Genomic DNA, 24,081 nt, shown 5'->3' on the forward strand with positions numbered 1-24,081 from the left:
CCGCCATCGGGGGAATGGCTGTCTTTGGATTCCGCGATGCCGAAGTCGGTGTGCGACGCGGACGCATTTGCGGGTGCGGCGGGATGCGCGCTTGAGAGGGCGTGGCTAATCTCGGAGAATGCGCGCTGTTTTTTTGCACAGAGGGACGCCGGATCGCCCTGGAGCCGCTGGCGCCCTTCCACTGAAGAAGCGAGACCTCTATGAGCACGCATATCCAGCGTTCGGCCCTGCTGCCCTATCCCGCGAAGGCGCTGTACGACCTGGTCAACGATGTGGCGCGCTACCCGGAGTTCCTGCCCTGGTGCTCGGCGAGCAAGGTGCTGGAAGCAAGCGAAACGGCGATGCGCGCCGAGCTCAGTGTGGCCAAGGGCAACCTGTCGCAGCGCTTCAGCACGCGCAACGTGCTGGTGCCCGGGCAGAGCATCGAGATGAACCTCGAGGACGGCCCGTTCTCCGAGCTGCATGGCGTGTGGACCTTCAAGGCCCTGGGCGACAAGGCCTGCAAGATCACCCTGGACCTGACCTTCGACTACGCCGGCGCCCTGGTCAAGGCGACCCTCGGCCCACTGTTCACCCAGGCGGCCAACACCATGGTCGACGCCTTCTGCCAGCGCGCCAAGCAGCTGTATGGCTGAAGGGCGCAGCATCGCCATCGAGGTGGTCTGCGCGCTGCCCGAGCGCCAGCGCCTGCTGCGCCTGAGCGTGCCCTGCGGCACGCGGGTGCGCGAGGCGGTGAGGCTGTCCGGCATCGCCGCGCAGTTCCCCGAGCTGGACGTGCTCAACAGCCCGCTGGGCATCTTCGGCAAGGCGGTCGCCGATCCGGACGGGCGGGTGCTGGAAGAGGGCGAGCGGGTGGAAATCTACCGGCCGCTGATCGCCGACCCCAAGGAGGTGCGCAAGCAGCGCGCCGCCCGCGCCAGGGCCAGCAAGGGCTGAGCGAAACACGTGGACATGAAAAAGCCCGGTCGATGCCGGGCTTTTTTCATGGGTACGCGGGTTACTGCGGGTTGGTTTCCAGCGGTTCCGGCGTGGGCACGGCGACCGGCTTGGCCTCGTCGACTTCGCGCTGCAGCTGTTCTTCCACCGAGCCCGGCTTGGCCGGCTCTTCCCTGGGCTGCTCCGGCTTCTGCTGCTGCGGCTGCTCGGGCGAGGCGGGGGTGGTTTCCTTGCCGAGGATGGCCTCGTCGCGGCTGACGCCCGGGCGGAAGTCGCCGTTCAGGCCGATCAGCTGGTCGTTGCCGTTGAACATCAGGCTGACGCGCTCCTGCTGGCGCTGGCCGCCGCCGGGCTGGATGCTGTAGAGGTAGTCCCAGCGGTCGGGGTGGAAGGTATCCACGATCAGCGGGTTGCCCATGATGAAACGCACCTGCCGACGGGTCATTCCCGGCTTCAGTTGGTCTATCATGTCTTGTGTTACGACGTTGCCTTGCTGGATGTCGATCTTGTAGACCCCCGGGAACGAACAACCGGCGAGTGCGGCTAGTCCCATTGCGAATGCGAGACTGGTCAGCATGAGCTTGGTGTTTTGCATCGGGGGGTGACTTCCACTATCTTGGCTGGGCGACGAAACCCCGATCATACCCGCATTGAAGGATGCTGCGAAGCATTCCGCGCCGAGAAAGCACACATGGTTGAAAATAGCGAACTGCGCAAGGCCGGCCTGAAAGTCACCCTGCCGCGCGTCAAGATCCTGCAGATGCTCGATTCCGCCGAGCAACGCCACATGAGCGCCGAGGACGTCTACAAGGCGCTGATGGAGGCTGGCGAGGATGTCGGCCTGGCCACCGTGTACCGCGTGCTGACCCAATTCGAGGCAGCCGGCCTGGTGGTGCGCCACAACTTCGACGGTGGCCACGCCGTGTTCGAGCTGGCCGATAGCGGCCACCACGACCACATGGTCTGCGTGGATACCGGCGAAGTCATCGAGTTCATGGACAGCGAGATCGAGAAGCGCCAGAAGGAAATCGTCAAGGAACGCGGCTTCGAGCTGGTGGACCATAACCTGGTCCTGTACGTGCGCAAGAAGAAATAAAGCCTTGCAACGAACGGAAAACGGCGGCCCCAGGGTCGCCGTTTTCATTTTCAGGGGGATTTCAGGTGAGATTGGCGTGTGGGAGAGGACCTTGTCCGCGATAGCCGGAGGTTCCGGCGCGATTCGCGGATGAGATCCGCTCAGGTTGCCCATACGCCGTGCCCTCGTAGGGCGCATAACGCCTACGGCGTTATCCGCCGTTTTCATCGGGCAGCGGTGCATTGGCCGGCGGCGGATAACCGCGAACGGTTATTCGCCCTACGCCAAGCCATTCCCCGTGTAGGCGCGCGTCAACTGTGCAGCGCCCGGTCCACCATCTTGCGGGCGTGGGCCAGGGATTCCTTGGTCATGTCCACGCCGCCGAGCATGCGGGCGATCTCTTCTATGCGTTCGGCCTTCTTCAGGTTGGCCACCGCGGTGCGGGTTTCGCTGCTGCCGCGTTCCTTGTGCACGAACAGGTGCTGGTGGCCCTGGGCCGCGACCTGCGGCAGGTGGGTGACGGTCAGCACCTGGCCGCCTTCGCCGAGCCGGCGCAGCAGTTGGCCGACCACTTCCGCGGTGGGGCCGCCGATGCCGACGTCGACTTCGTCGAAGACCAGGGTGGGAACGCGCGAGGTCTGCGCGGTGATCACCTGGATGGCCAGGCTGATGCGCGACAGTTCGCCGCCGGAGGCCACCCGCGCCAGGCCCTTGAGCGGCTGCCCGGGGTTGGCGCTGACCAGGAATTCCAGCTGCTCCAGGCCGTTGGCCTGGGGTTCGGCGGCGGGGGTGTCGTCCAGCTCGATGGCGAAGCGCCCGCCGGGCATGCCCAGGCGTTGCATCTCGGTTTCCACCGAGGCGGCCAGCTGCGGGGCGGCCTGGCGGCGCAGGGTGCTCAGTTCCGCCGCCTTTTCCTGGTAGTGCCGCTGGTAGGCGGCCAGCTCCTCGGCCAGGCGCTCGGCGGCTTCGTCGTCGGCATTCAGCGCTTCCAGCTCTTCCAGCAGGCGCTGTTGCAGGGCCTGCAGGTCGTGGGGCTGCACGCGGTGCTTGCGGGCCAGGCCGTAGATGGCGTCCATGCGCTCTTCCAGTTGCTGCAGGCGGCCGGGGTCGGCGTCGAAGTTGTCGACGAAGCGGTTCAGCTCGCCCACCGCTTCCTCCACCTGGATCTGCGCGCTGGACAGCAGGTTGACCGCCTCGGCCAGCGCGGCGGGCTGGCTCTGGAAGGCGGTCAGGCGGTTGAGGCAGGCGGTCAGCACCGACAGCACGTTGCCGGCGTCGCTTTCGCTGCACATGTCCACCACCTGGCGGCAGGCGCCGAGCAGGGCGCCGGCGTTGCTCAGGGTCTTGTGCTCGGCTTCCAGCGCCTCCAGTTCGTTCTCGCCCAGGGCCAGGTTCTCCAGCTCGTCCAGCTGGTAGCTGAGCAACTGGTGGCGGGCGCGCTGCTCGTCGCCGCTGCGCGACAGGCGGTCGAGTTCGTGGCGCGTCTGCTTCCAGCGCTGCGCGGCCAGTTGCACCTGGCGGGCCAGGTCCTGGCTGCCGGCGTATTCGTCGAGCAGGCGGCGGTGGGTGTCGGCCTTGAGCAGCGACTGGTGCTCGTGCTGGCTGTGGATGTCGATCAGCAGCTCGCCCAGGGCCTTGAGGTCGCCCAGGGTGCAGGGCGTACCGTTGATGTAGCCGCGCGAGCGGCCCTCGGCGGTGATCACCCGGCGCAGGATGCACGGGCCGTCCTGCTCCAGGTCGCGCTCGGCGAGCCAGTCGCGGGCCTCGGCGATGGCGCCGACGTCGAAGCTGGCGAGGATGTCGGCCTTGTCCGCGCCGGGGCGCACCACGCCGCTGTCGGCGCGGTCGCCCAGGGCCAGGCCGAGGGCGTCGAGCATGATCGACTTGCCGGCGCCGGTCTCGCCGGTGATCACGGTCATGCCGGCGGCGAGCTCGAGATCGAGGTGCTCGACGATGGCGTAGTTGTGCACGGAGAGATGAACCAGCATGGGAGGCGGCTCCGGTGAAAAGGTCTGTTTATTTATACAGTATTTTTTGCCGCTGGCAATTCACCGCCCGCCCCTTGAACCCGCGCAAATGGCCCCCATATAGCCGGCAGAGCCGCGAGCCATTGGGTTCGCTTTGTTTTCAAAGGCTTTTTCTTTTTTAGGAGAGTGGCATGTCTGACGAGCAACAGACTCAGGATTCGCATCTGAACGAGCAGCCGGAACAGGTTGCCGGCGACGACCTGAACGCCCGCGTGCTGGACCTCGAGGAACAGCTGGCCGCGGCCAAGGACCAGAGCCTGCGCGTCGCCGCCGAGCTGCAGAACGTGCGTCGCCGCGCCGAGCAGGACGTGGAGAAGGCGCACAAGTTCGCCCTGGAGAAGTTCTCCGGCGACCTGCTGCCGGTGGTCGACACCCTGGAGCGCGCGCTGGAGATGTCCAGCCCGGACGACGAGGCGATCAAGCCGATGCGCGAAGGCATCGAGCTGACCCTCAAGATGTTCCACGACACCCTCAAGCGCTACAACCTGGAGCCGGTCGACCCCCACGGCGAGCCGTTCAACCCCGAGCACCATCAGGCGATGGCGATGGAGGAGAGCGTGCACCTGGAGCCCGGCAGCGTGGTCAAGGTGTTCCAGAAGGGCTACCTGCTCAACGGTCGCCTGCTGCGCCCGGCCATGGTCGTGGTCAGCAAGGCGCCGGAGCAAACCCCGCCTTCGATCGACGAGAAGGCTTGAAATCCGCCACCCGGTCCCCATCTGGGTAATCAACCGAGCACAAGGTCCGCAGCGGGATCAGCACGGAATCTAATTTCTGGAGAGTGAATATGGGCAAAATCATCGGTATCGACCTGGGGACCACCAACTCCTGCGTCTCCATCCTGGAAAACGGCAACGTCAAGGTGATCGAGAACGCCGAAGGCGCTCGCACCACCCCGTCGATCATCGGCTACGCCAACGACGGCGAGATCCTGGTCGGCCAGCCGGCCAAGCGCCAGGCGGTCACCAACCCGAAGAACACCCTGTACGCGGTGAAGCGCCTGATCGGCCGTCGCTTCGAAGAAGACGTCGTGCAGAAAGACATCAAGATGGTGCCGTACAGCATCGTCAAGGCTGACAACGGCGACGCCTGGGTCGAGGCCAAGGGCCAGAAGATGGCCCCGCCGCAGGTCTCCGCCGAAGTCCTGAAGAAGATGAAGAAGACCGCCGAGGACTACCTGGGCGAGCCGGTCACCGAAGCGGTCATCACCGTTCCGGCCTACTTCAACGACAGCCAGCGCCAGGCCACCAAGGACGCCGGCCGCATCGCCGGCCTGGACGTCAAGCGCATCATAAACGAGCCGACCGCGGCTGCGCTGGCCTACGGCCTGGACAAGGCCAAGGGTGACCACACCATCATCGTCTACGACCTGGGCGGCGGCACCTTCGACGTCTCGGTGATCGAGATCGCGGAAGTCGATGGCGAGCACCAGTTCGAAGTGCTGGCCACCAACGGCGACACCTTCCTGGGCGGTGAAGACTTCGACCTGCGCCTGATCGACTACCTCGTCGACGAGTTCAAGAAAGAGTCGGGCATCGACCTGAAGGGCGACCCGCTGGCCATGCAGCGCCTGAAGGAAGCTGCCGAGAAGGCCAAGATCGAGCTGTCCTCGACCCAGCAGACCGACGTCAACCTGCCGTACATCACCGCTGACGCCAGCGGCCCGAAACACCTGAACGTCAAGGTGTCCCGCGCCAAGCTGGAGTCCCTGGTGGAAGACCTGGTGACCCGCACCATCGAGCCCTGCCGCGTGGCCCTGAAGGACGCCGGCCTGGACGTGTCGAAGATCGACGAGGTGATCCTGGTCGGCGGCCAGACCCGCATGCCGCTGGTGCAGAAGACCGTCGCCGAGTTCTTCGGCAAGGAAGCGCGCAAGGACGTCAACCCGGACGAAGCCGTGGCCATGGGTGCCGCCATCCAGGGCGCCGTGCTGGCCGGCGATGTCAAGGACGTGCTGCTGCTCGACGTCACCCCGCTGACCCTGGGCATCGAGACCCTGGGTGGCGTGATGACCGCGCTGATCGACAAGAACACCACCATCCCGACCAAGAAGTCCCAGGTGTTCTCCACCGCCGACGACAACCAGGGCGCCGTGACCATCCACGTGCTGCAGGGCGAGCGCAAGCAGGCCGCGCAGAACAAGTCCCTCGGCAAGTTCGACCTGGCCGACATCCCGCCGGCCCCGCGCGGCGTGCCGCAGATCGAAGTTACCTTCGACATCGATGCCAACGGCATCCTGCACGTGGGCGCGAAGGACAAGGCCACCGGCAAGCAGCAGTCCATCGTGATCAAGGCCTCTTCGGGCCTGTCCGAGGACGAGATCCAGCAGATGGTGCGCGACGCCGAGGCCAACGCCGAGGAAGACCGCAAGTTCGAGGAACTGGCCGCCGCCCGCAACCAGGGTGACGCGCTGGTCCACGCGACCCGCAAGATGGTCACCGAGGCTGGCGACAAGGCCACCGCCGAGGAGAAGGCTGCCATCGAGAAGGCGCTGGCCGACCTGGAAGCTGCCGTGAAGGGCGACGACAAGGCCGAGATCGAAGCGAAGATGAACGCGCTGTCCCAGGCGTCCACCCCGCTGGCGCAGAAGATGTACGCCGAACAGCCGCAGCCGGGCGCCGAAGCCCAGTCCGGCGAGGCCGACCACAAGGCCGGCGACGACGTGGTCGACGCCGAGTTCGAAGAGGTCAAGGAGAACAAGTAAGCCTCGTGCAAGCTTGCGCTCCGGCGCACCGACCAGCGTGTCGGTGCGCATGAAACGTCACGCGGGGGCTTGCTCCCGCGTCGGCGTGTCTGGGGGAGAGGTTTTCAAGGTGCAAAGAATTTATGGCCAAACGTGATTTCTATGAGGTACTGGGTGTCGAGCGTGGCGCCAGCGACGCGGACCTGAAGAAGGCCTACCGCCGGCTCGCCATGAAGTACCACCCGGACCGCAATCCCGGCGACAAGGCGGCCGAGGATAAATTCAAGGAGGCCAACGAGGCGTACGAGATCCTGTCCGATGCCAGCAAGCGCGCGGCCTACGACCAGTACGGCCATGCCGGCGTCGACCCGCAGATGGGCGGCGGCGCGGGGGCCGGCTTCGGCGGCGCGAGCTTCTCGGACATCTTCGGCGACGTCTTCAGCGACTTCTTCGGTGGTGGCGGCGGTGGCCGGGGCGGCCGCGGCGGCCCGCAGCGCGGCGCCGACCTGCGCTACACCCTCGACCTGGACCTGGAGGACGCGGTCCGCGGCACCACCGTGACCATCCGCGTGCCGACCCTGGTCGGCTGCAAGACCTGCAGCGGCAGCGGCGCCAAGCCCGGCACCTCGCCGGTGACCTGCACCACCTGCGGCGGCATCGGCCAGGTGCGCATGCAGCAGGGCTTCTTCTCGGTGCAGCAGACCTGCCCGCGCTGCCACGGCAGCGGCAAGATGATCAGCGACCCCTGTGGCACCTGCCACGGCCAGGGCCGCGTGGAAGAGCAGAAGACGCTGTCGGTCAAGGTGCCGGCCGGCGTCGACACCGGCGACCGCATCCGCCTCACCGGCGAGGGCGAGGCCGGGGCCCATGGCGGCCCGGCGGGCGACCTCTACGTGGTGGTCAACGTGCGCGAGCACGACATCTTCCAGCGCGACGGCAAGCACCTGTACTGCGAAGTGCCGATCAGCTTCGCCGATGCCGCCCTGGGCGGCGAGCTGGAAGTGCCGACCCTGGATGGCCGGGTGAAGCTGAAGATCCCCGAGGGCACCCAGACCGGCAAGCTGTTCCGCCTGCGCGGCAAGGGCGTGGCCCCGGTGCGCGGCGGCGGCGCCGGCGACCTGATGTGCCGCGTGGTGGTCGAGACCCCGGTGAACCTGGACAAGCGCCAGCGCGAACTGCTCGAGGAATTCCGCAGCAGCCTGCAGGGCGACACCTCCCACTCGCCCCGCGCCAGTGGCTGGTTCGAAGGCATGAAGCGCTTCTTCGACGATCTATGACGTAGAGCTGCAAGCTGCAAGCCGTAAGCCTCAAGGGGCGGCGCTTGCAGCTTGCGGCTTGCAGCTTGGAGCTTTCAGTTATGCGACGTATAGCCGTAATGGGCGCCGCCGGGCGCATGGGCAAGAACCTGATCGAGGCGGTGCAGCAGACCAACGGCAGTGCCGGCCTGACCGCCGCTATCGACCGTCCCGACAGCACCCTGGTGGGCGCCGACGCCGGTGAGCTGGCCGGCCTGGGCCGCATCGGCGTGCCGTTGTCGGGCGACCTGGCGAAGGTGGTCGACGAGTTCGACGTGCTGATCGACTTCACCCACCCCACCGTGACGCTGAAGAACCTGGAGGTCTGCCGCAAGGCCGGCAAGGCCATGGTCATCGGCACCACCGGTTTCTCCGTGGAGGAGAAGGCCCTGCTGGCCGAGGCCGCGAAGGACATCCCGATCGTCTTCGCCGCCAACTACAGCGTCGGCGTCAACCTCTGCCTGAAGCTGCTGGACACCGCCGCCCGCGTGCTGGGCGACGAAGTGGACATCGAGATCATCGAGGCCCACCACCGGCACAAGGTCGATGCGCCGTCCGGCACCGCCCTGCGCATGGGCGAGGTGGTGGCAAACGCCCTGGGGCGCGACCTGGAGAAGGTGGCGGTCTACGGTCGCGAGGGCCAGACCGGCGCGCGCGAGCGCGAGACCATCGGCTTCGCCACCGTGCGCGCCGGCGACGTGGTGGGCGACCACACCGTGCTGTTCGCCGCCGAGGGCGAGCGCGTGGAAATCACCCACAAGGCCTCCAGCCGCATGACCTTCGCCCGTGGCGCGGTGCGCGCGGCGCTGTGGCTGGAAGGGCAGGGCAACGGCCTGTACGACATGCAGGACGTGCTCGGCCTGCGCTGAGAGCCTGCCGGCGAAATGCTGCGCGTCGGCATGGCGGGGTCCGAAGCGACCCGGCGGTAGCGCCATACGTCGTGCATAAGGTGGACCAATATGTCGCGTTTCTGTAAACTACAGATTTAGTGTGTCCACTAAAAGCAGCGCAGCATGAACCATACAAAAAGCGGGATGACCTCTTCTGATGTCATCCCGCTTTTTTACAACCTGCGCACGCCCAGCCAGGCTTGATTCACGGGAGGTCTTCTTGACTAAGCCAGCCATACTTGCACTTGCCGACGGCAGCATTTTTCGCGGTGAAGCCATCGGTGCCGACGGCCAGACCGTCGGAGAGGTGGTGTTCAACACCGCCATGACCGGCTACCAGGAAATCCTTACCGATCCTTCCTATGCCCAACAGATCGTCACCCTGACCTACCCGCACATCGGCAACACCGGGACCACCCCGGAAGACGCCGAGTCGAACAAGGTCTGGGCCGCCGGCCTGATCATCCGCGACCTGCCGCTGCTGGCCAGCAGCTGGCGCGACAAGCAGTCCCTGCCGGACTACCTGAAAGAGAACGGTACCGTCGCCATCGCCGGCATCGATACCCGCCGCCTGACGCGCATCCTGCGCGAGAAGGGCTCGCAGAACGGCTGCATCCTGGCCGGCGACGACGCCACCGAGGAAAGGGCGCTGGAGCTGGCGCGCTCCTTCCCCGGCCTGAAAGGCATGGACCTGGCCAAGGTGGTGTCCTCCACCGAGCGCTACGAGTGGCGCTCCAGCGTGTGGAACCTGGAAACCGACAGCCACCCGGAAATCCCCGCCGCCGAACTGCCCTACCACGTGGTCGCCTACGACTTCGGCGTCAAGCTGAACATCCTGCGCATGCTGGTCGCCCGCGGCTGCCGCCTGACCGTGGTGCCGGCGCAGACCCCGGCCAGCGAAGTGCTGGCGCTGAACCCGGACGGCATCTTCCTCTCCAACGGCCCCGGCGACCCCGAGCCGTGCGACTACGCCATCCAGGCCATCCGCGAGTTCCTCGACACCGAGATCCCGGTCTTCGGCATCTGCCTCGGCCACCAGTTGCTGGCCCTGGCCTCGGGCGCCAGGACCCTGAAGATGGGCCACGGCCACCACGGCGCCAACCACCCGGTGCAGGACCTGGATTCCGGCGTGGTGATGATCACCAGCCAGAACCATGGCTTCGCAGTGGACGAGGAAACCCTGCCGGGCAACCTGCGCGCCACCCACAAGTCGCTGTTCGACGGTACCCTGCAGGGCATCGAGCGCACCGACAAGGTGGCCTTCAGCTTCCAGGGCCACCCGGAAGCCAGCCCCGGCCCGCACGACGTGGCGCCGCTGTTCGACCGTTTCATCTCGGCCATGGCCGAGCGTCGCTGAGAGCTGCGAAGAGGTAAGCGAAGATGATGCCGACCCTGGGAATCACCGACCTGTGGACCTACGTTCTGGGTACGCTGTTCATCGTCCTGCTGCCGGGCCCGAACTCGCTGTTCGTGCTGGCCACCGCCGCCCAGCGCGGCGTCGCCGGCGGCTACCGGGCGGCCAGCGCGGTGTTCCTGGGCGATGCCATCCTGATGCTGCTGTCGGCCCTGGGCATCGCCTCGCTGCTCAAGGCCGAGCCGATGCTGTTCCTCGGCCTGAAGTACGCCGGCGCCGCCTACCTGTTCTACCTGGGCCTGGGCATGCTCCGCGGCGGCTTGCAGAAGCTGCGCCAGCCGCTGGAGCAGGCCGCCCCGGTGAAGGAGGTGGACGTCGCCCAGCCGTTCCGCAAGGCGCTGCTGCTGAGCCTGTCCAACCCCAAGGCGATCCTCTTCTTCGTGTCCTTCTTCATCCAGTTCGTCGACCCCGGCTATGCCTACCCCGGCGTGTCGTTCCTGGTGCTGGGCACGATCCTCGAGGTCATCAGCGCCCTCTACCTCAGTTTCCTGATCTTTTCCGGTGTGCGCCTGGCGGCCTGGTTCCGCCGCCGGCAGCGGCTGGCGGCCGGCGCCTCGAGCGGCGTCGGCGCCCTGTTCGTCGGCTTCGGCGTGAAGCTGGCCAGCGCAACCCTTTCCTGAATATTGCAACGAGAGTCCCATGCCCAAGCGTACAGACATCAAGAGCATCCTGATCCTCGGTGCCGGCCCCATCGTCATCGGCCAGGCGTGCGAGTTCGACTACTCCGGCGCACAGGCCTGCAAGGCCCTGAAGGAAGAAGGCTTCCGCGTCATCCTGGTGAACTCCAACCCGGCCACCATCATGACCGACCCGGCCATGGCCGACGCCACCTACATCGAGCCGATCAAGTGGCAGACCGTGGCCAAGATCATCGAGAAGGAGCGCCCCGACGCGCTGCTGCCGACCATGGGCGGCCAGACCGCGCTGAACTGCGCGCTGGACCTGGAACGCCACGGCGTGCTGGAGAAGTTCGGCGTCGAGATGATCGGCGCCAACGCCGACACCATCGACAAGGCCGAGGATCGCTCGCGCTTCGACAAGGCCATGAAGGCCATCGGCCTGGCCTGCCCGCGCTCGGGCATCGCCCACAGCATGGAAGAAGCCTACGGCGTGCTGGAGCAGGTCGGCTTCCCCTGCATCATCCGTCCGTCCTTCACCATGGGCGGCACCGGTGGCGGCATCGCCTACAACCGCGAGGAATTCGAAGAGATCTGCGCCCGCGGCCTGGACCTGTCGCCGACCAACGAGCTGCTGATCGACGAATCGCTGATCGGCTGGAAGGAATACGAGATGGAGGTTGTCCGCGACAAGAAGGACAACTGCATCATCGTCTGCTCCATCGAGAACTTCGACCCCATGGGCGTGCACACCGGTGACTCCATCACCGTGGCCCCGGCGCAGACCCTGACCGACAAGGAATACCAGATCATGCGCAACGCCTCCCTGGCGGTGCTGCGCGAGATCGGCGTGGAAACCGGCGGTTCCAACGTGCAGTTCGGCATCTGCCCGAACACCGGGCGCATGGTCGTGATCGAGATGAACCCGCGGGTGTCGCGCTCCTCGGCCCTGGCCTCCAAGGCCACCGGCTTCCCGATCGCCAAGATCGCCGCCAAGCTGGCCGTCGGCTACACCCTCGACGAACTGCAGAACGACATCACCGGCGGCCGTACCCCGGCCTCCTTCGAGCCGGCCATCGACTACGTCGTGACCAAGGTGCCGCGCTTCGCCTTCGAGAAGTTCCCGAAAGCCGATGCCCGCCTGACCACCCAGATGAAGTCCGTGGGCGAGGTCATGGCCATCGGCCGTACCTTCCAGGAGTCGGTGCAGAAAGCCCTGCGCGGCCTGGAAGTGGGCGTTGCCGGCTTCGATCCGAAGCTCGACCTGGCCGACCCGGAAGCCGAGGGCATCCTGCGCCGCGAGCTGACCGTGCCGGGCGCCGAGCGCATCTGGTACGTGGCCGATGCCTTCCGCGCCGGCAAGAGCATCGAGGAAGTCTTCGTCCTGACCAGGATCGACGAGTGGTTCCTGGTGCAGATCGAGGACCTGATCAAGGAAGAAGAGAAGGTCAAGACCCTCGGCCTGTCCGGCATCGACGCCGACCTGATGCGCAAGCTCAAGCGCAAGGGCTTCTCCGACGCGCGCCTGGCCAAGCTGCTCGGCGTGACCGAGAAGAACCTGCGCAGCCACCGCCACAAGCTGAAGGTGCTGCCGGTCTACAAGCGCGTTGACACCTGCGCCGCCGAATTCGCCACCGACACCGCCTACATGTACTCGACCTACGAGGAAGAGTGCGAGGCCAACCCGTCCGGCCGCGACAAGATCATGATCCTCGGCGGCGGTCCGAACCGCATCGGCCAGGGCATCGAGTTCGACTACTGCTGCGTGCACGCCGCGCTGGCGATGCGCGAAGACGGCTACGAGACCATCATGGTCAACTGCAACCCGGAGACCGTCTCCACCGACTACGACACTTCCGACCGCCTGTACTTCGAGCCGGTGACACTGGAAGACGTGCTGGAGATCGTCCGCGTCGAGCAGCCCAAGGGCGTGATCGTCCAGTACGGCGGCCAGACCCCGCTGAAACTCTGCCGCGCCCTGGAAGAAGCCGGCGTGCCGATCATCGGCACCAGCCCCGACGCCATCGATCGCGCCGAGGACCGCGAGCGCTTCCAGCAGATGGTCCAGCGCCTGAACCTGCGCCAGCCGGCCAACGCCACCGCGCGCAGCGAAGACGAGGCCCTGAGCCTGTCGAAGAACATCGGCTACCCGATGGTGGTGCGCCCGTCCTACGTGCTGGGCGGCCGGGCGATGGAAATCGTCTACCAGGAAGAAGAGCTCAAGCGCTACATGCGCGAGGCGGTGAAGGTCTCCAACGACAGCCCGGTGCTGCTGGACCGCTTCCTCAACTGCGCCATCGAAGTCGACATCGACGCGGTCTGCGACGGCGAGAGCGTGGTGATCGGCGCCATCATGCAGCACATCGAGCAGGCCGGCGTGCATTCCGGTGACTCCGCGTGCTCGCTGCCGCCGTACTCGCTGCCCAAGCACATCCAGGACGAGATCCGCGAGCAGGTCAAGAAAATGGCCCTGGAGCTGGGCGTGGTCGGCCTGATGAACGTGCAGATGGCCGTACAGGGCGAGGACATCTACGTCATCGAGGTGAACCCGCGCGCCTCGCGTACCGTGCCGTTCGTCTCCAAGTGCATCGGCGAGTCCCTGGCCAAGATCGCGGCCCGCGTCATGGCCGGCAAGAGCCTTGCCGAAGTCGGCTTCACCGAAGAGGTGATCCCGCCGTACTATAGCGTCAAGGAAGCGGTGTTCCCGTTCGCCAAGTTTCCTGGCGTCGACCCCATCCTCGGCCCGGAGATGAAGTCCACCGGCGAGGTCATGGGCGTGGGCGACAGCTTCGGCGAGGCTTTCGCCAAGGCCCAGCTGGGCGCCAGCGAAATCCTGCCGAACGCCGGTTGCGCCTTCATCAGCGTCCGCGAGGACGACAAGCCGCAGGCCGTCCAGGTCGCCCGTGACCTGGTCGCGCTGGGCTTCGAAGTGGTCGCCACCGCCGGTACCGCCAAGGTGATCGAGGCGGCCGGCCTGCCGGTGCGCCGGGTGAACAAGGTGACCGAAGGCCGTCCGCACGTGGTCGACATGATCAAGAACGACGAAGTCACCCTGATCATCAACACCACCGAAGGTCGCCAGTCGATCGCCGACTCCTATTCGATCCGTCGTAACGCCCTGCAGCACAAGATCTACTGCACCACCACCATCGCGGCGGGGCAGGCGATCTGCGAGGCGCTCAAGTTCGGTCCCGAGAAGACCGTTCGCCGGCTGCAGGATCTGCATGCAGGAATCAACGCATGAGCAAATTCCCGATGACCGTCCAGGGCGCCCGCGCCCTGGAAGAAGAACTGAAACACCTGAAGACCGTTCTGCGCCCGCAGATCACCCAGGCCATCGCCGAGGCGCGTGAGCTGGGCGACCTCAAGGAGAACGCCGAGTACCACGCGGCCCGCGAGCAGCAGGGCATGTCCGAGGCGCGCATCCGCGACATCGAGGCCAAGCTGTCCAACGCGCAGATCATCGACGTGACCACCATCCCGCATACCGGGAAGGTGATCTTCGGGACCACCGTGGACATCGCCAACGTCGAGACCGACGAGACCGTGACCTACCAGATCGTCGGCGACGACGAGGCCGACATCAAGCGCAGCAAGATCTCGGTCAACTCGCCGATCGCCCGCGCACTGATCGGCAAGACCGAGGGTGACGCGGTGCTGGTCAGGACCCCCGGCGGCGACGTCGAGTACGAGATCGTTGAAGTCCGCCACGCCTGAGTCGCGTCCGCTGAAAGCCGCCGCAGCCAGCTGGTTGCTGGCCCAGACCTTCTGGGTCGGCGGCCTCTGGCTGTTGCGTTTCGTGGTCCTGCCGGCGCTGCAGAAGGTCGGCCTGGCGCCGCTGCTGGTGCAGTCGGTGGCCGATGCGCTGACGCCGCTGCTGGTCGGTTTCGCCGGTTTCTGCGCGCTGCTGCAGGCGCTGGTGCTGGTGACGGCGCAGGGCCTGGGCAGCCTCTGGCGCGAGATGCGCGGGCAGCTGCTGCTGACCGTGCTGGCGATGGTGGCGAGCTACCTGCTGGTGAACCAGCTGGCGCCGGATGCCCAGCGCTGGCTGCTGTTCAACTACCTGGTGCTGGCCCTGTGCGGCGTGCTGCTGGTGCTGCAACCGGTGCCGGGGCGGGACGCGGCGCGCTGAGCGCCGGCCGGCGGGGCCTTGGCCAGGGCGCCTGGGCGCCCGGCCTGCGCTGTCACAGGCCGCTGTAGCGGCTGACGTTCGACAGGTTGCGGTTCGGCTTGGGATTGCGGCGGTAGACCAGGGCCATCTTGCCGATGGCCTGGACCAGCTCGCAGCTGCCGTTGCGGCACAGCTCGTCGATCAGCGCGCGGCGGTCGTCGCGCTCGGCGATGCGGAACTGTACCTTGATCAGTTCGTGATCGTTGAGCGCACGCTCGAGCTCGGCCATGACGCCTTCGGTAAGGCCGTTTTCGGCAACGGTCAATACAGGCTTCAGGTGGTGGCCGATAGATTTGAACTGTTTCTTCTGCTCCTGAGTGAGCGCCATAATCAGACCCCTGGGGAAAAAAGGCGGATATCTTACCCGAATTACGGTTCGACCGGGTGCCGCTCAGACGAGGTAATACGTGGCCCGTTCCAAGACTAGCCATCGCTGGCTGAAAGAACACTTCGACGATCCTTACGTGAAGATGGCGCAACGCGACGGCTACCGCTCGCGCGCCAGCTACAAGCTGCTGGAGATCCAGGAGAAGGATCGCATCCTGCGCCCGGGCATGACCGTGGTCGACCTCGGCGCCGCGCCGGGCGGCTGGTCGCAGGTCACCAGCCGGGTGATCGGCGACAAGGGCACGCTGATCGCCTCGGACATCCTGCCGATGGACAGCATCCCGGACGTCACCTTCATCCAGGGCGACTTCACCGAGGATGCGGTGTTCGCCCAGCTGCTCCAGGCCATCGGCGAAAATCCGGTGGACCTTGTGATTTCCGATATGGCCCCCAATATGAGTGGACTGCCCGCCGTGGACATGCCCCGGGCCATGTTCCTCTGCGAGCTGGCGCTGGATCTGTGCACCCGGGTGTTGCGCCCGGGCGGCGATTTCCTGATCAAGATCTTCCAGGGCGAGGGCTTCGACGCTTACCTGAAGATGGTCCGCGAGAATTTCGAGAAGGTGCAGATGCGCAAGCCGCTGTCCTCCCGCGACCGTTCCCGCGAGCAATATCTGCTCGCGCGGGGCTTCCGCGGGGCCTAGACTGCGACGAATGGGCCGTCTGTCCGTCCACTCCACGCAAGTAGGGCTTGTACCGGCTTGCGCCGGGGTTCATAAAGGGTTACAGACGCCTCCTACGTCGCTAGGGGTTGTGTAGTAATTTGGCCGGAAGGAGTCTGGCCGTCGTGTGAAGCGGTTTCCAGGGCGGAGCCGGCTTCAGAGGGTAATCAATTGAACGACATGGCAAAGAACCTGATCCTGTGGTTGATCATCGCGGCGGTGCTGGTCACCGTGATGAACAACTTCTCCAGTCCGAGCGAGCCGCAGACGCTCAACTATTCGGACTTCATCCAGCAGGTGAAGGAAGGCAAGGTCGAGCGGGTTACCGTCGACGGCTACGTGATCACCGGCAAGCGCCAGGACGGGGATACCTTCAAGACCGTCCGCCCGGCGATCCAGGACAACGGCCTGATCGGCGACCTGGTCAACAACAACGTGGTCATCGAGGGCAAGCAGCCCGAGCAGCAGAGCATCTGGACCCAGCTGCTGGTCGCCAGCTTCCCGATCCTGGTGATCATCGCCGTGTTCATGTTCTTCATGCGCCAGATGCAGGGCGGCGGCGGTGGCCGCGGCGGCCCGATGAGCTTCGGCAAGAGCAAGGCGCGCCTGCTGTCCGAGGACCAGGTCAAGACCACCTTCGCTGACGTCGCCGGCTGCGACGAGGCCAAGGAAGAGGTCAGCGAGCTGGTCGAGTTCCTCCGCGATCCGGGCAAGTTCCAGCGCCTGGGCGGCCGTATCCCGCGTGGCGTGCTGATGGTCGGCCCGCCCGGTACCGGCAAGACCCTGCTGGCCAAGGCCATCGCCGGCGAGGCCAAGGTGCCGTTCTTCACCATCTCCGGTTCCGACTTCGTCGAGATGTTCGTCGGCGTGGGCGCCTCCCGCGTGCGCGACATGTTCGACCAGGCCAAGAAACACGCACCCTGCATCATCTTCATCGACGAGATCGACGCCGTCGGCCGCCATCGTGGCGCCGGCCTGGGCGGCGGTCACGACGAGCGCGAGCAGACCCTCAACCAGCTGCTGGTGGAGATGGACGGCTTCGAGATGAACGACGGCATCATCGTCATCGCCGCGACCAACCGTCCGGACGTGCTCGACCCGGCGCTGCTGCGCCCGGGCCGCTTCGACCGCCAGGTGGTGGTTGGCCTGCCGGACATCCGCGGCCGCGAGCAGATCCTCAAGGTGCACATGCGCAAGGTCCCGCTGGGCGACAACGTCGACGCCGCGGTGATCGCCCGCGGCACCCCGGGCTTCTCCGGCGCCGACCTGGCCAACCTGGTCAACGAGGCCTCGCTGTTCGCCGCCCGCGCCAACAAGCGCATCGTCGACATGCGCGAGTTCGAGCTGGCCAAGGACAAGATCATGATGGGCGCCGAGCGCAAGACCATGGTCATGTCCGAGAAGGAGAAGAAGAACACCGCCTTTCACGAGGCCGGCCACGCCATCGTCGGCCGCCTGGTGCCGGAGCACGACCCGGTCTACAAGGTTTCCATCATCCCCCGCGGCCGCGCCCTGGGCGTGACCATGTTCCTCCCCGAGGAGGACCGCTACAGCCTGTCCAAGCGCGCCCTGGAAAGCCAGATCTGCTCGCTGTTCGGCGGCCGTATCGCGGAAGAGATGACCCTCGGCTTCGAAGGCGTCACCACCGGTGCCTCCAACGACATCATGCGTGCCACCCAGCTGGCGCGGAACATGGTCACCAAGTGGGGCCTGTCCGAGAAGCTCGGCCCGCTGATGTACGCCGAAGAGGAGGGCGAGGTGTTCCTCGGCCGCAGCGCCGGCAGCCAGCACGCCAACGTCTCCGGCGAGACCGCCAAGCTGATCGACCAGGAAGTGCGGCGCATCATCGACGACTGCTACGGCACCGCCAAGCGCCTGCTGGAAGAGAACCGCGACAAGCTGGACATGATGGCCGACGCGCTGATGAAGTACGAAACCATCGACGCCGACCAGATCGACGACATCATGGCCGGCCGCGTGCCGCGTGAACCGCGCGACTGGCAGGGCGGCGGTTCCGGCTCCTCCGGCTCGGCGACCGCCAGCCGCGACGAGGGCGGCCGCAAGGAAAACCCCATCGGGGGCCCCGCCGGCGAGCACTGAGAGCACTAGATGAGTTTCGAGCTGTACCCGACCCGGTTGCCTTGCGGCAACCGGGTTCTTGATTTAGGGCGTACCCATGTCATGGGTATCCTCAACGTCACCCCGGACTCCTTCTCCGATGGCGGCCGCTTCAGCCAGCGCGACGTCGCGTTGCGCCATGCCGCCGAGATGGTCGAGGCCGGCGCCAGCCTGATCGACGTGGGTGGCGAGTCGACCCGCCCGGGCGCGCGCCTGGTGTCGCCGACCGAGGAGCTGGAGCGCGTGGCGCCGGTGGTGGAAGCCATCGCCCGCGAACTGGACGTGGTGATTTCCGTCGATACCTCGACGCCCGCCGTGATGCGCGAGACCGCGCGCCTGGGCGCCGGGCTGATCAACGACGTGCGCTCGCTGCAGCGCGACGGCGCGCTGGATGCCGCGGTGGATGCCGGGCTGGCCGTGTGCCTGATGCACATGCGCGGCGAGCCGAGCACCATGCAGAACGACCCGCGCTACCCCGACATCCTGGCCGAGGTGCATGATTTCCTCGCCGAACGCATCGCCGTTTGCGAGGCGGCGGGGATCGCGCGCGAGCGCCTGGTGCTCGACCCCGGCTTCGGCTTCGCCAAGACCCAGGCGCACAACCTGGTGTTGTTCCAGCGCATGGAGCGTCTGCTGGAACTGGGCTGCCCGCTGCTGGTCGGAGTGTCGCGCAAGAGCATGATCGGCCGCGCCCTGGGGCGCGAGGTCGGTGACCGCCTGTATGGCAGCCTGGCGCTGGCGGCGCTGGCCGTGGCCAAGGGCGCGCGGATCATCCGCGTGCACGACGTCGCCGAAACGGTGGATGTGGTCCGCATGATCGATGCGGTGGAACAAGCTAAGGAAGAAGGACAGACAGCATGAGCAGGAAATATTTCGGTACCGATGGCATCCGTGGCCGCGTCGGCACGCCGCCGATCACGCCGGACTTCGTGCTCAAGCTGGGCTGGGCGGTGGGCATGGCCTTCCGCCAGCAGGGCAAGTGCCGCGTGCTGGTGGGCAAGGACACGCGGATTTCCGGCTACATGTTCGAATCGGCCCTGGAGGCCGGCCTGTCGGCCGCCGGCGCCGACGTGATGCTGCTCGGCCCCATGCCGACCCCGGGCATCGCCTACCTGACGCGCACCTTCCATGCCGAGGCGGGCATCGTCATCAGCGCCTCGCACAACCCCCACGACGACAACGGCATCAAGTTCTTCTCCGGCCAGGGCACCAAGCTGCCGGACGAAGTCGAACTGATGATCGAGGAACTCATCGACACCCCCATGACCGTGGTGGATTCCGCGCGCCTGGGTAAGGTCTCGCGGATCAACGACGCCGCCGGCCGCTACATCGAGTTCTGCAAGAGCAGCGTGCCCACCAGCACCGACTTCTCTGGCCTGCGCCTGGTCGTCGACTGCGCCCATGGCGCCACCTACAAGGTCGCGCCCAGCGTGTTCCGCGAGCTGGGTGCCCAGGTCTCGGTGATCGGCGTGCAGCCCAACGGCCTGAACATCAACGACAACTGCGGTTCCACCCACGTCGCCGCGCTGCAGGCGGCGGTCATCGCCGAGCAGGCCGACATGGGCATCGCCTTCGACGGCGACGGCGACCGCGTGATGATGGTCGACCACACCGGCGCGGTGGTGGACGGCGACGAGATTCTCTTCCTGATCGCCCGCGACATGCAGGAGCGCAGCCGCCTGCAGGGCGGCGTGGTCGGCACGCTGATGAGCAACCTGGGCCTGGAGCTGGCCCTGGCCGACCTGCAGATCCCCTTCACCCGCGCCAAGGTCGGCGACCGCTACGTGATGGCGGAAATGCTCGGGCGCGGCTGGCAGCTGGGTGGCGAGAACTCCGGCCACGTGGTCTGCGCCCAGCACACCACCACCGGGGATGCCATCATCGCCGCGCTGCAGGTGCTGATGGCGCTGAAGAGCCGCGGCCAGACCCTGGCCGAGGCGCGCCAGGGCATCCGCAAGTTCCCGCAGGTGCTGATCAACGTGCGCTACCAGGGCAAGGACGTCGATCCCATCGAGCATCCGGCGGTCAAGGAAGCCTGCGCGCGCGTCACCGAGAGCATGGCCGGCCGCGGCCGCGTGCTGCTGCGCAAGTCCGGCACCGAGCCGCTGGTGCGGGTGATGGTCGAGGGCGACGAAGAGAGCAGGGTGCGAGCCTACGCCGAACAGCTGGCGAAGGTCGTTACCGAGGTATGTGCTTGATTTCTCTTGTCAGTCTGCTTTTTGTCGAGTAACATCTGCGCCCACTTTGCTCAGCGAGGTACAGCATGCGTCGACCCTTAGTGGCCGGGAACTGGAAAATGCACGGTACCCGCTCCAGTGTTGCGGAGCTGATCAAAGGCCTGCGACAACTGGCTCTGCCTACAGGTGTCGACGTGGCGGTCCTGCCGCCCTGTCTGTACATCAACCAGGTCCTGCAGGGGCTGGATGGCAAGTCGGTTGCGGTTGGTGCGCAGAATTGCGCAGTCGAGCCGACGCAGGGTGCCCTCACGGGTGAGATTGCTGCCAGTCAGCTGGTCGATGCCGGTTGTTCCCTGGTTCTGGTGGGGCACTCCGAGCGCCGCCAGGTCCTGGGCGAAAGCGACGAGGTCATCGGTCGCAAGTTCGCGGCGGCGCAATCCTGTGGGCTGGTTCCGGTGCTGTGCGTGGGCGAGACCCGCGAGCAGCGCGAAGCCGGCAAGACCCTCGAGGTCGTGGGGCGCCAGCTGGGTTCGGTGATAGAGGATTTGGGCGTCGGGGCTTTCTCCCGCGCCGTAGTGGCTTACGAGCCCGTGTGGGCCATCGGGACGGGGCTGACCGCTTCGCCCGAGCAGGCTCAGGAAGTACATGCGGCCATCCGTGCGCAACTGGCGGCGGAAAATGCCGAGGTCGCCCGCGGGGTTCGCCTGCTGTATGGCGGTAGCGTCAAGGCGGCGAATGCGGTCGAGCTGTTCGGCATGCCGGACATCGATGGGGGGCTGATTGGTGGTGCCTCCCTGAATGCGGATGAGTTCGGTGCGATCTGTCGCGCCGCGGGAAGCTGAAGATGCTGGAAACAGTTGTAATCGTGATTCACCTGCTGATGGCGCTGGGTCTGGTTGTACTGGTCCTGCTTCAGCATGGCAAGGGTGCGGATGCCGGTGCTTCCTTTGGCGCCGGTGCCTCGGGTACCGTTTTCGGTAGCCAGGGCTCCGCGACCTTCCTCAGTCGTTTTACTGCTGTACTGGCTGCAGTTTTTTTCATTACCAGCTTGGGTTTAGCGTATTTCGCTAAAGAAAAAGCTGATATGATACGTCACATCGGACTTCCTGATCCGGCAGTGATGGAGCAGAAGCAGGAGAAGGTCCCGGCAACCTCCGACGTGCCGGCGACCCAGGGGCAGCAACAAGCCCCGGCAGCTGGCAACGGTGACGTGCCGGCAGCTCCTGAGCAGAAGTAAGGCAAAGGTTTTTGCCGAGGTGGTGGAATTGGTAGACACGCTACCTTGAGGTGGTAGTGGCCATAGGCTGTAGGGGTTCGAGTCCCCTCCTCGGTACCATATACGAAGCCCCGCATGCGGGGCTTTCGTTTCCGGTGCTTCGGTTGACCTGGATAAGGTGTAACCGTATAATTTCGCACCAGCTTTGACGCGGGATGGAGCAGTCTGGTAGCTCGTCGGGCTCATAACCCGAAGGTCGTTGGTTCAAATCCAGCTCCCGCAACCAGTTATGGCAGAGCCCCTTTTCAGGGGCTTTTTGCTAGCTGGACAGTCCGCGCCGCCGATGCAGGGCGGCCCTTTAGGGATGGGCGTTTCGCCCATTTTTCGTTTCTACGGCATACGCGAGGCGATCAGGTGTCGAGCAAGCTAGAACAGTTGCAGGCCTTGCTGGCCCCTGTGGTAGAGGCGCTCGGCTACGAGTGCTGGGGCCTCGAGTTCCTGTCCCAGGGACGTCATTCCCTGCTGAGGGTCTATATCGACAAGGCCGACGGCATCCTGATCGAGGACTGCGAAAAGGTCAGTCGTCAGGTCAGCGGCGTACTGGACGTCGAAGACCCGATCAGCGGCGAATACACCCTGGAGGTTTCCTCCCCGGGCATGGACCGTCCGCTGTTCACCCTCGAGCAGTTCGCCCGCTACGTTGGCGAGCAAGTGAAGATCAAGCTGCGCGTGCCCTTCGAGCGGCGGCGCAACTTCCAGGGCATCCTCCGCGGTGTGGAGGAGCAGGACGTGGTGGTCCTGGTGGAGGACCACGAATACCTGCTGCCGATCGATTCGATCGATAAGGCCAACATCATTCCCCGATTTGAGTGAGCCGCGGATCAAGCGGATTCCAATGGATTGAAAGGCGAGGCGTACGATGAGCAAAGAAGTACTGCTGGTTGTTGAGTCGGTGTCCAACGAGAAGGGCGTACCGCCCGGCGTGATTTTCGAAGCGCTGGAACTGGCTCTGGCGACCGCCACCAAGAAACGTTTCGAGGACGAGGTCGACCTGCGCGTGCAGATCAACCGCGCCAACGGCAACTACGACACCTTCCGCCGCTGGACCGTGGTCGAAGACGAGGACTACTCCAACCCGGCCGCCGAGCTGACCGTCGAGGACGTGCAGGAAAGCCATCCGGGCACCAAGGCCGGCGACGTCATCGAAGAGAAGATCGAGTCCATCGAGTTCGGCCGCATCGCCGCCCAGACCGCCAAGCAGGTCATCGTGCAGAAGGTCCGCGAGGCCGAGCGCGCCCAGGTGGTCGACGCCTACCGCGAGAAGGTCGGCGAGATCATCTCCGGCACCGTCAAGAAGGTCACCCGCGACAACGTCATCGTCGACCTGGGCAACAACGCCGAAGCGCTGCTGGCCCGCGACCAGATCATCCCGCGCGAGACCTTCCGCGTCGGCACCCGCGTGCGTGCCCTGCTCAAGGAAATCCGCAGCGAGAACCGCGGCCCGCAACTGGTCCTCTCGCGCACCGCGCCGGAGATGCTGATCGAGCTGTTCCGCATCGAGGTGCCGGAAATCGCCGAGCAGCTGATCGACGTCATGGCCGCCGCCCGGGACCCGGGTTCGCGCGCCAAGATCGCGGTACGCTCCAAGGACAAGCGCATCGACCCGCAGGGCGCCTGCATCGGCATGCGTGGTTCGCGCGTCCAGGCCGTCTCCGGCGAGCTGGGTGGTGAGCGCGTGGATATCGTGCTCTGGGACGACAACCCGGCGCAGTTCGTCATCAACGCGATGGCCCCGGCCGAAGTGGCGGCGATCATCGTCGACGAAGATACCCACACCATGGATATCGCCGTCGCCGAGGACAACCTGGCCCAGGCCATCGGCCGCAGCGGCCAGAACGTCCGCCTGGCCAGCCAGCTGACCGGCTGGACGCTGAACGTGATGACCGAGGCCGACATCCAGGCCAAGCAGCAGGCCGAGACCGGTGACATCCTGCAGCGCTTCGTCGACGAGCTGGATGTCGACGAGGAGCTGGCCCAGGTGCTGGTCGAGGAAGGCTTCACCACCCTGGAAGAAATCGCCTACGTACCGATGGAAGAGATGCTCAACATCGACGGCTTCGACGAGGACATCGTCAACGAGCTGCGCTCGCGCGCCAAGGACCGTCTGTTGACCAAAGCCATCGCGACCGAGGAAAAACTTGCCGACGCGCAACCGGCCGAAGACCTGCTCAGCCTCGATGGCATGACCAAAGAGCTGGCCTTGGACCTGGTGCTGCGTGGCGTAACCACCCGTGAAGATCTTGCCGAGCAGTCGATCGACGACCTGCTCGACATCGACGGCATGGACGAAGAGCGTGCCGGCAAGTTGATCATGGCCGCCCGGGCCCATTGGTTCGAGTAAGCATTCGCGGCCTGA

At 65.8% G+C, this 24,081-nt stretch carries 23 protein-coding genes and 2 tRNA genes; 22 read left to right on the plus strand and 3 right to left on the minus strand.

Going from position 1 to position 24,081, the window contains the following annotated elements:
- Window positions 1-200: 200 nt before the first annotated feature.
- Together CHC02_RS03995 and CHC02_RS04000 are read left to right on the plus strand one after the other, a co-directional pair.
- Window positions 201-635, plus strand: coding sequence for a type II toxin-antitoxin system RatA family toxin (locus CHC02_RS03995; protein ID WP_058488394.1), 435 nt, complete (start codon window positions 201-203; stop codon window positions 633-635).
- Window positions 628-936, plus strand: coding sequence for an RnfH family protein (locus tag CHC02_RS04000; protein WP_089390219.1), 309 nt, complete (start codon window positions 628-630; stop codon window positions 934-936). Before CHC02_RS03995 ends, CHC02_RS04000 begins: the two co-directional genes overlap by 8 nt.
- Window positions 937-997: 61 nt before the next feature.
- Here the strand turns inward: CHC02_RS04000 and CHC02_RS04005 are convergent, their stop codons facing one another.
- A complete protein-coding gene (locus CHC02_RS04005) occupies window positions 998-1,531 on the minus strand; it encodes an outer membrane protein assembly factor BamE (RefSeq protein WP_089390220.1) in 534 nt (177 codons plus the stop codon).
- 96 nt (window positions 1,532-1,627) lie between these two features.
- On the opposite strand from CHC02_RS04005, the gene fur reads away from it, so the two are divergent.
- Entirely contained in the window at window positions 1,628-2,032 is a 405-nt protein-coding gene (gene fur / locus CHC02_RS04010; protein WP_009613072.1) for a ferric iron uptake transcriptional regulator, read from the plus strand.
- 290 nt (window positions 2,033-2,322) lie between these two features.
- Here the strand turns inward: fur and recN are convergent, their stop codons facing one another.
- A complete protein-coding gene (recN, locus tag CHC02_RS04015; protein WP_089390221.1) occupies window positions 2,323-3,999 on the minus strand; it encodes a DNA repair protein RecN in 1,677 nt (558 codons plus the stop codon).
- A gap of 170 nt (window positions 4,000-4,169) precedes the next feature.
- On the opposite strand from recN, the gene grpE reads away from it, so the two are divergent.
- The 9 genes from grpE (at window position 4,170) to CHC02_RS04060 (ending at window position 15,066) form a co-directional block, all read left to right on the plus strand.
- Window positions 4,170-4,733, plus strand: a complete 564-nt coding sequence (grpE, locus tag CHC02_RS04020; RefSeq protein WP_089390222.1) for a nucleotide exchange factor GrpE — start codon at window positions 4,170-4,172, stop codon at window positions 4,731-4,733.
- Window positions 4,734-4,822: 89 nt separating this feature from the next.
- Entirely contained in the window at window positions 4,823-6,739 is a 1,917-nt protein-coding gene (dnaK, locus tag CHC02_RS04025) for a molecular chaperone DnaK (RefSeq protein WP_089390223.1), read from the plus strand.
- A 122-nt stretch (window positions 6,740-6,861) separates the two neighbouring features.
- The gene (dnaJ, locus tag CHC02_RS04030; protein WP_089390224.1) at window positions 6,862-7,995 is read left to right on the plus strand and encodes a molecular chaperone DnaJ; all 1,134 of its coding nucleotides are present in this window, start codon (window positions 6,862-6,864) and stop codon (window positions 7,993-7,995) included.
- 80 nt (window positions 7,996-8,075) lie between these two features.
- Window positions 8,076-8,882 carry a 4-hydroxy-tetrahydrodipicolinate reductase gene (gene dapB / locus CHC02_RS04035; RefSeq protein ID WP_089390225.1) on the plus strand — a complete coding sequence of 269 codons (807 nt, stop codon included), beginning with the start codon at window positions 8,076-8,078 and terminating at the stop codon, window positions 8,880-8,882.
- 241 nt (window positions 8,883-9,123) lie between these two features.
- The gene (gene carA, locus CHC02_RS04040) at window positions 9,124-10,260 is read left to right on the plus strand and encodes a glutamine-hydrolyzing carbamoyl-phosphate synthase small subunit (RefSeq protein ID WP_089390226.1); all 1,137 of its coding nucleotides are present in this window, start codon (window positions 9,124-9,126) and stop codon (window positions 10,258-10,260) included.
- Between the two features lie 26 nt (window positions 10,261-10,286).
- Window positions 10,287-10,937, plus strand: a complete 651-nt coding sequence (gene leuE / locus CHC02_RS04045) for a leucine efflux protein LeuE (protein ID WP_089390286.1) — start codon at window positions 10,287-10,289, stop codon at window positions 10,935-10,937.
- Window positions 10,938-10,956: 19 nt separating this feature from the next.
- Entirely contained in the window at window positions 10,957-14,178 is a 3,222-nt protein-coding gene (gene carB, locus CHC02_RS04050) for a carbamoyl-phosphate synthase large subunit (protein ID WP_089390227.1), read from the plus strand.
- Window positions 14,175-14,651: a transcription elongation factor GreA gene (gene greA / locus CHC02_RS04055; protein ID WP_089390228.1), complete on the plus strand. Its 477-nt coding sequence runs from the start codon at window positions 14,175-14,177 to the stop codon at window positions 14,649-14,651. The genes carB and greA overlap by 4 nt, the downstream gene beginning before the upstream one ends.
- A 10-nt stretch (window positions 14,652-14,661) precedes the next feature.
- Window positions 14,662-15,066, plus strand: coding sequence for a DUF4149 domain-containing protein (locus CHC02_RS04060; protein WP_089390287.1), 405 nt, complete (start codon window positions 14,662-14,664; stop codon window positions 15,064-15,066).
- Between the two features lie 52 nt (window positions 15,067-15,118).
- On the opposite strand, the gene CHC02_RS04065 is transcribed toward CHC02_RS04060, so the two are convergent.
- The gene (locus tag CHC02_RS04065; protein ID WP_089390229.1) at window positions 15,119-15,433 is read right to left on the minus strand and encodes a YhbY family RNA-binding protein; all 315 of its coding nucleotides are present in this window, start codon (window positions 15,431-15,433) and stop codon (window positions 15,119-15,121) included.
- Between the two features lie 79 nt (window positions 15,434-15,512).
- Here CHC02_RS04065 and rlmE point away from each other — a divergent pair, with 79 nt between their 5' ends.
- From rlmE to nusA, 10 genes are all read left to right on the plus strand, one after another.
- On the plus strand, window positions 15,513-16,136 hold the full coding sequence (gene rlmE, locus CHC02_RS04070; RefSeq protein WP_089390230.1) for a 23S rRNA (uridine(2552)-2'-O)-methyltransferase RlmE: 624 nt from the start codon (window positions 15,513-15,515) through the stop codon (window positions 16,134-16,136).
- A gap of 198 nt (window positions 16,137-16,334) precedes the next feature.
- Window positions 16,335-18,254: an ATP-dependent zinc metalloprotease FtsH gene (ftsH, locus tag CHC02_RS04075; RefSeq protein WP_024128095.1), complete on the plus strand. Its 1,920-nt coding sequence runs from the start codon at window positions 16,335-16,337 to the stop codon at window positions 18,252-18,254.
- Between the two features lie 9 nt (window positions 18,255-18,263).
- A complete protein-coding gene (gene folP, locus CHC02_RS04080) occupies window positions 18,264-19,133 on the plus strand; it encodes a dihydropteroate synthase (protein ID WP_089390231.1) in 870 nt (289 codons plus the stop codon).
- Window positions 19,130-20,470: a phosphoglucosamine mutase gene (glmM, locus tag CHC02_RS04085; protein WP_089390232.1), complete on the plus strand. Its 1,341-nt coding sequence runs from the start codon at window positions 19,130-19,132 to the stop codon at window positions 20,468-20,470. Before folP ends, glmM begins: the two co-directional genes overlap by 4 nt.
- Before the next feature lie 65 nt (window positions 20,471-20,535).
- A complete protein-coding gene (tpiA, locus tag CHC02_RS04090) occupies window positions 20,536-21,291 on the plus strand; it encodes a triose-phosphate isomerase (protein ID WP_089390233.1) in 756 nt (251 codons plus the stop codon).
- Window positions 21,292-21,293: 2 nt separating this feature from the next.
- A complete protein-coding gene (secG, locus tag CHC02_RS04095; RefSeq protein WP_074981335.1) occupies window positions 21,294-21,686 on the plus strand; it encodes a preprotein translocase subunit SecG in 393 nt (130 codons plus the stop codon).
- A gap of 13 nt (window positions 21,687-21,699) precedes the next feature.
- A tRNA-Leu gene (locus tag CHC02_RS04100) sits at window positions 21,700-21,785 on the plus strand.
- A gap of 89 nt (window positions 21,786-21,874) precedes the next feature.
- A tRNA-Met gene (locus CHC02_RS04105) sits at window positions 21,875-21,951 on the plus strand.
- A 128-nt stretch (window positions 21,952-22,079) separates the two neighbouring features.
- Window positions 22,080-22,538 (plus strand): ribosome maturation factor RimP, encoded by a 459-nt coding sequence (gene rimP, locus CHC02_RS04110; RefSeq protein ID WP_089390234.1) that lies wholly within the window; start codon window positions 22,080-22,082, stop codon window positions 22,536-22,538.
- A 46-nt stretch (window positions 22,539-22,584) separates the two neighbouring features.
- Entirely contained in the window at window positions 22,585-24,066 is a 1,482-nt protein-coding gene (gene nusA, locus CHC02_RS04115) for a transcription termination factor NusA (protein WP_089390235.1), read from the plus strand.
- Window positions 24,067-24,081 lie beyond the last annotated feature (15 nt).

It is taken from the genome of Pseudomonas delhiensis (assembly GCF_900187975.1).
Lineage (GTDB): Bacteria > Pseudomonadota > Gammaproteobacteria > Pseudomonadales > Pseudomonadaceae > Pseudomonas > Pseudomonas delhiensis.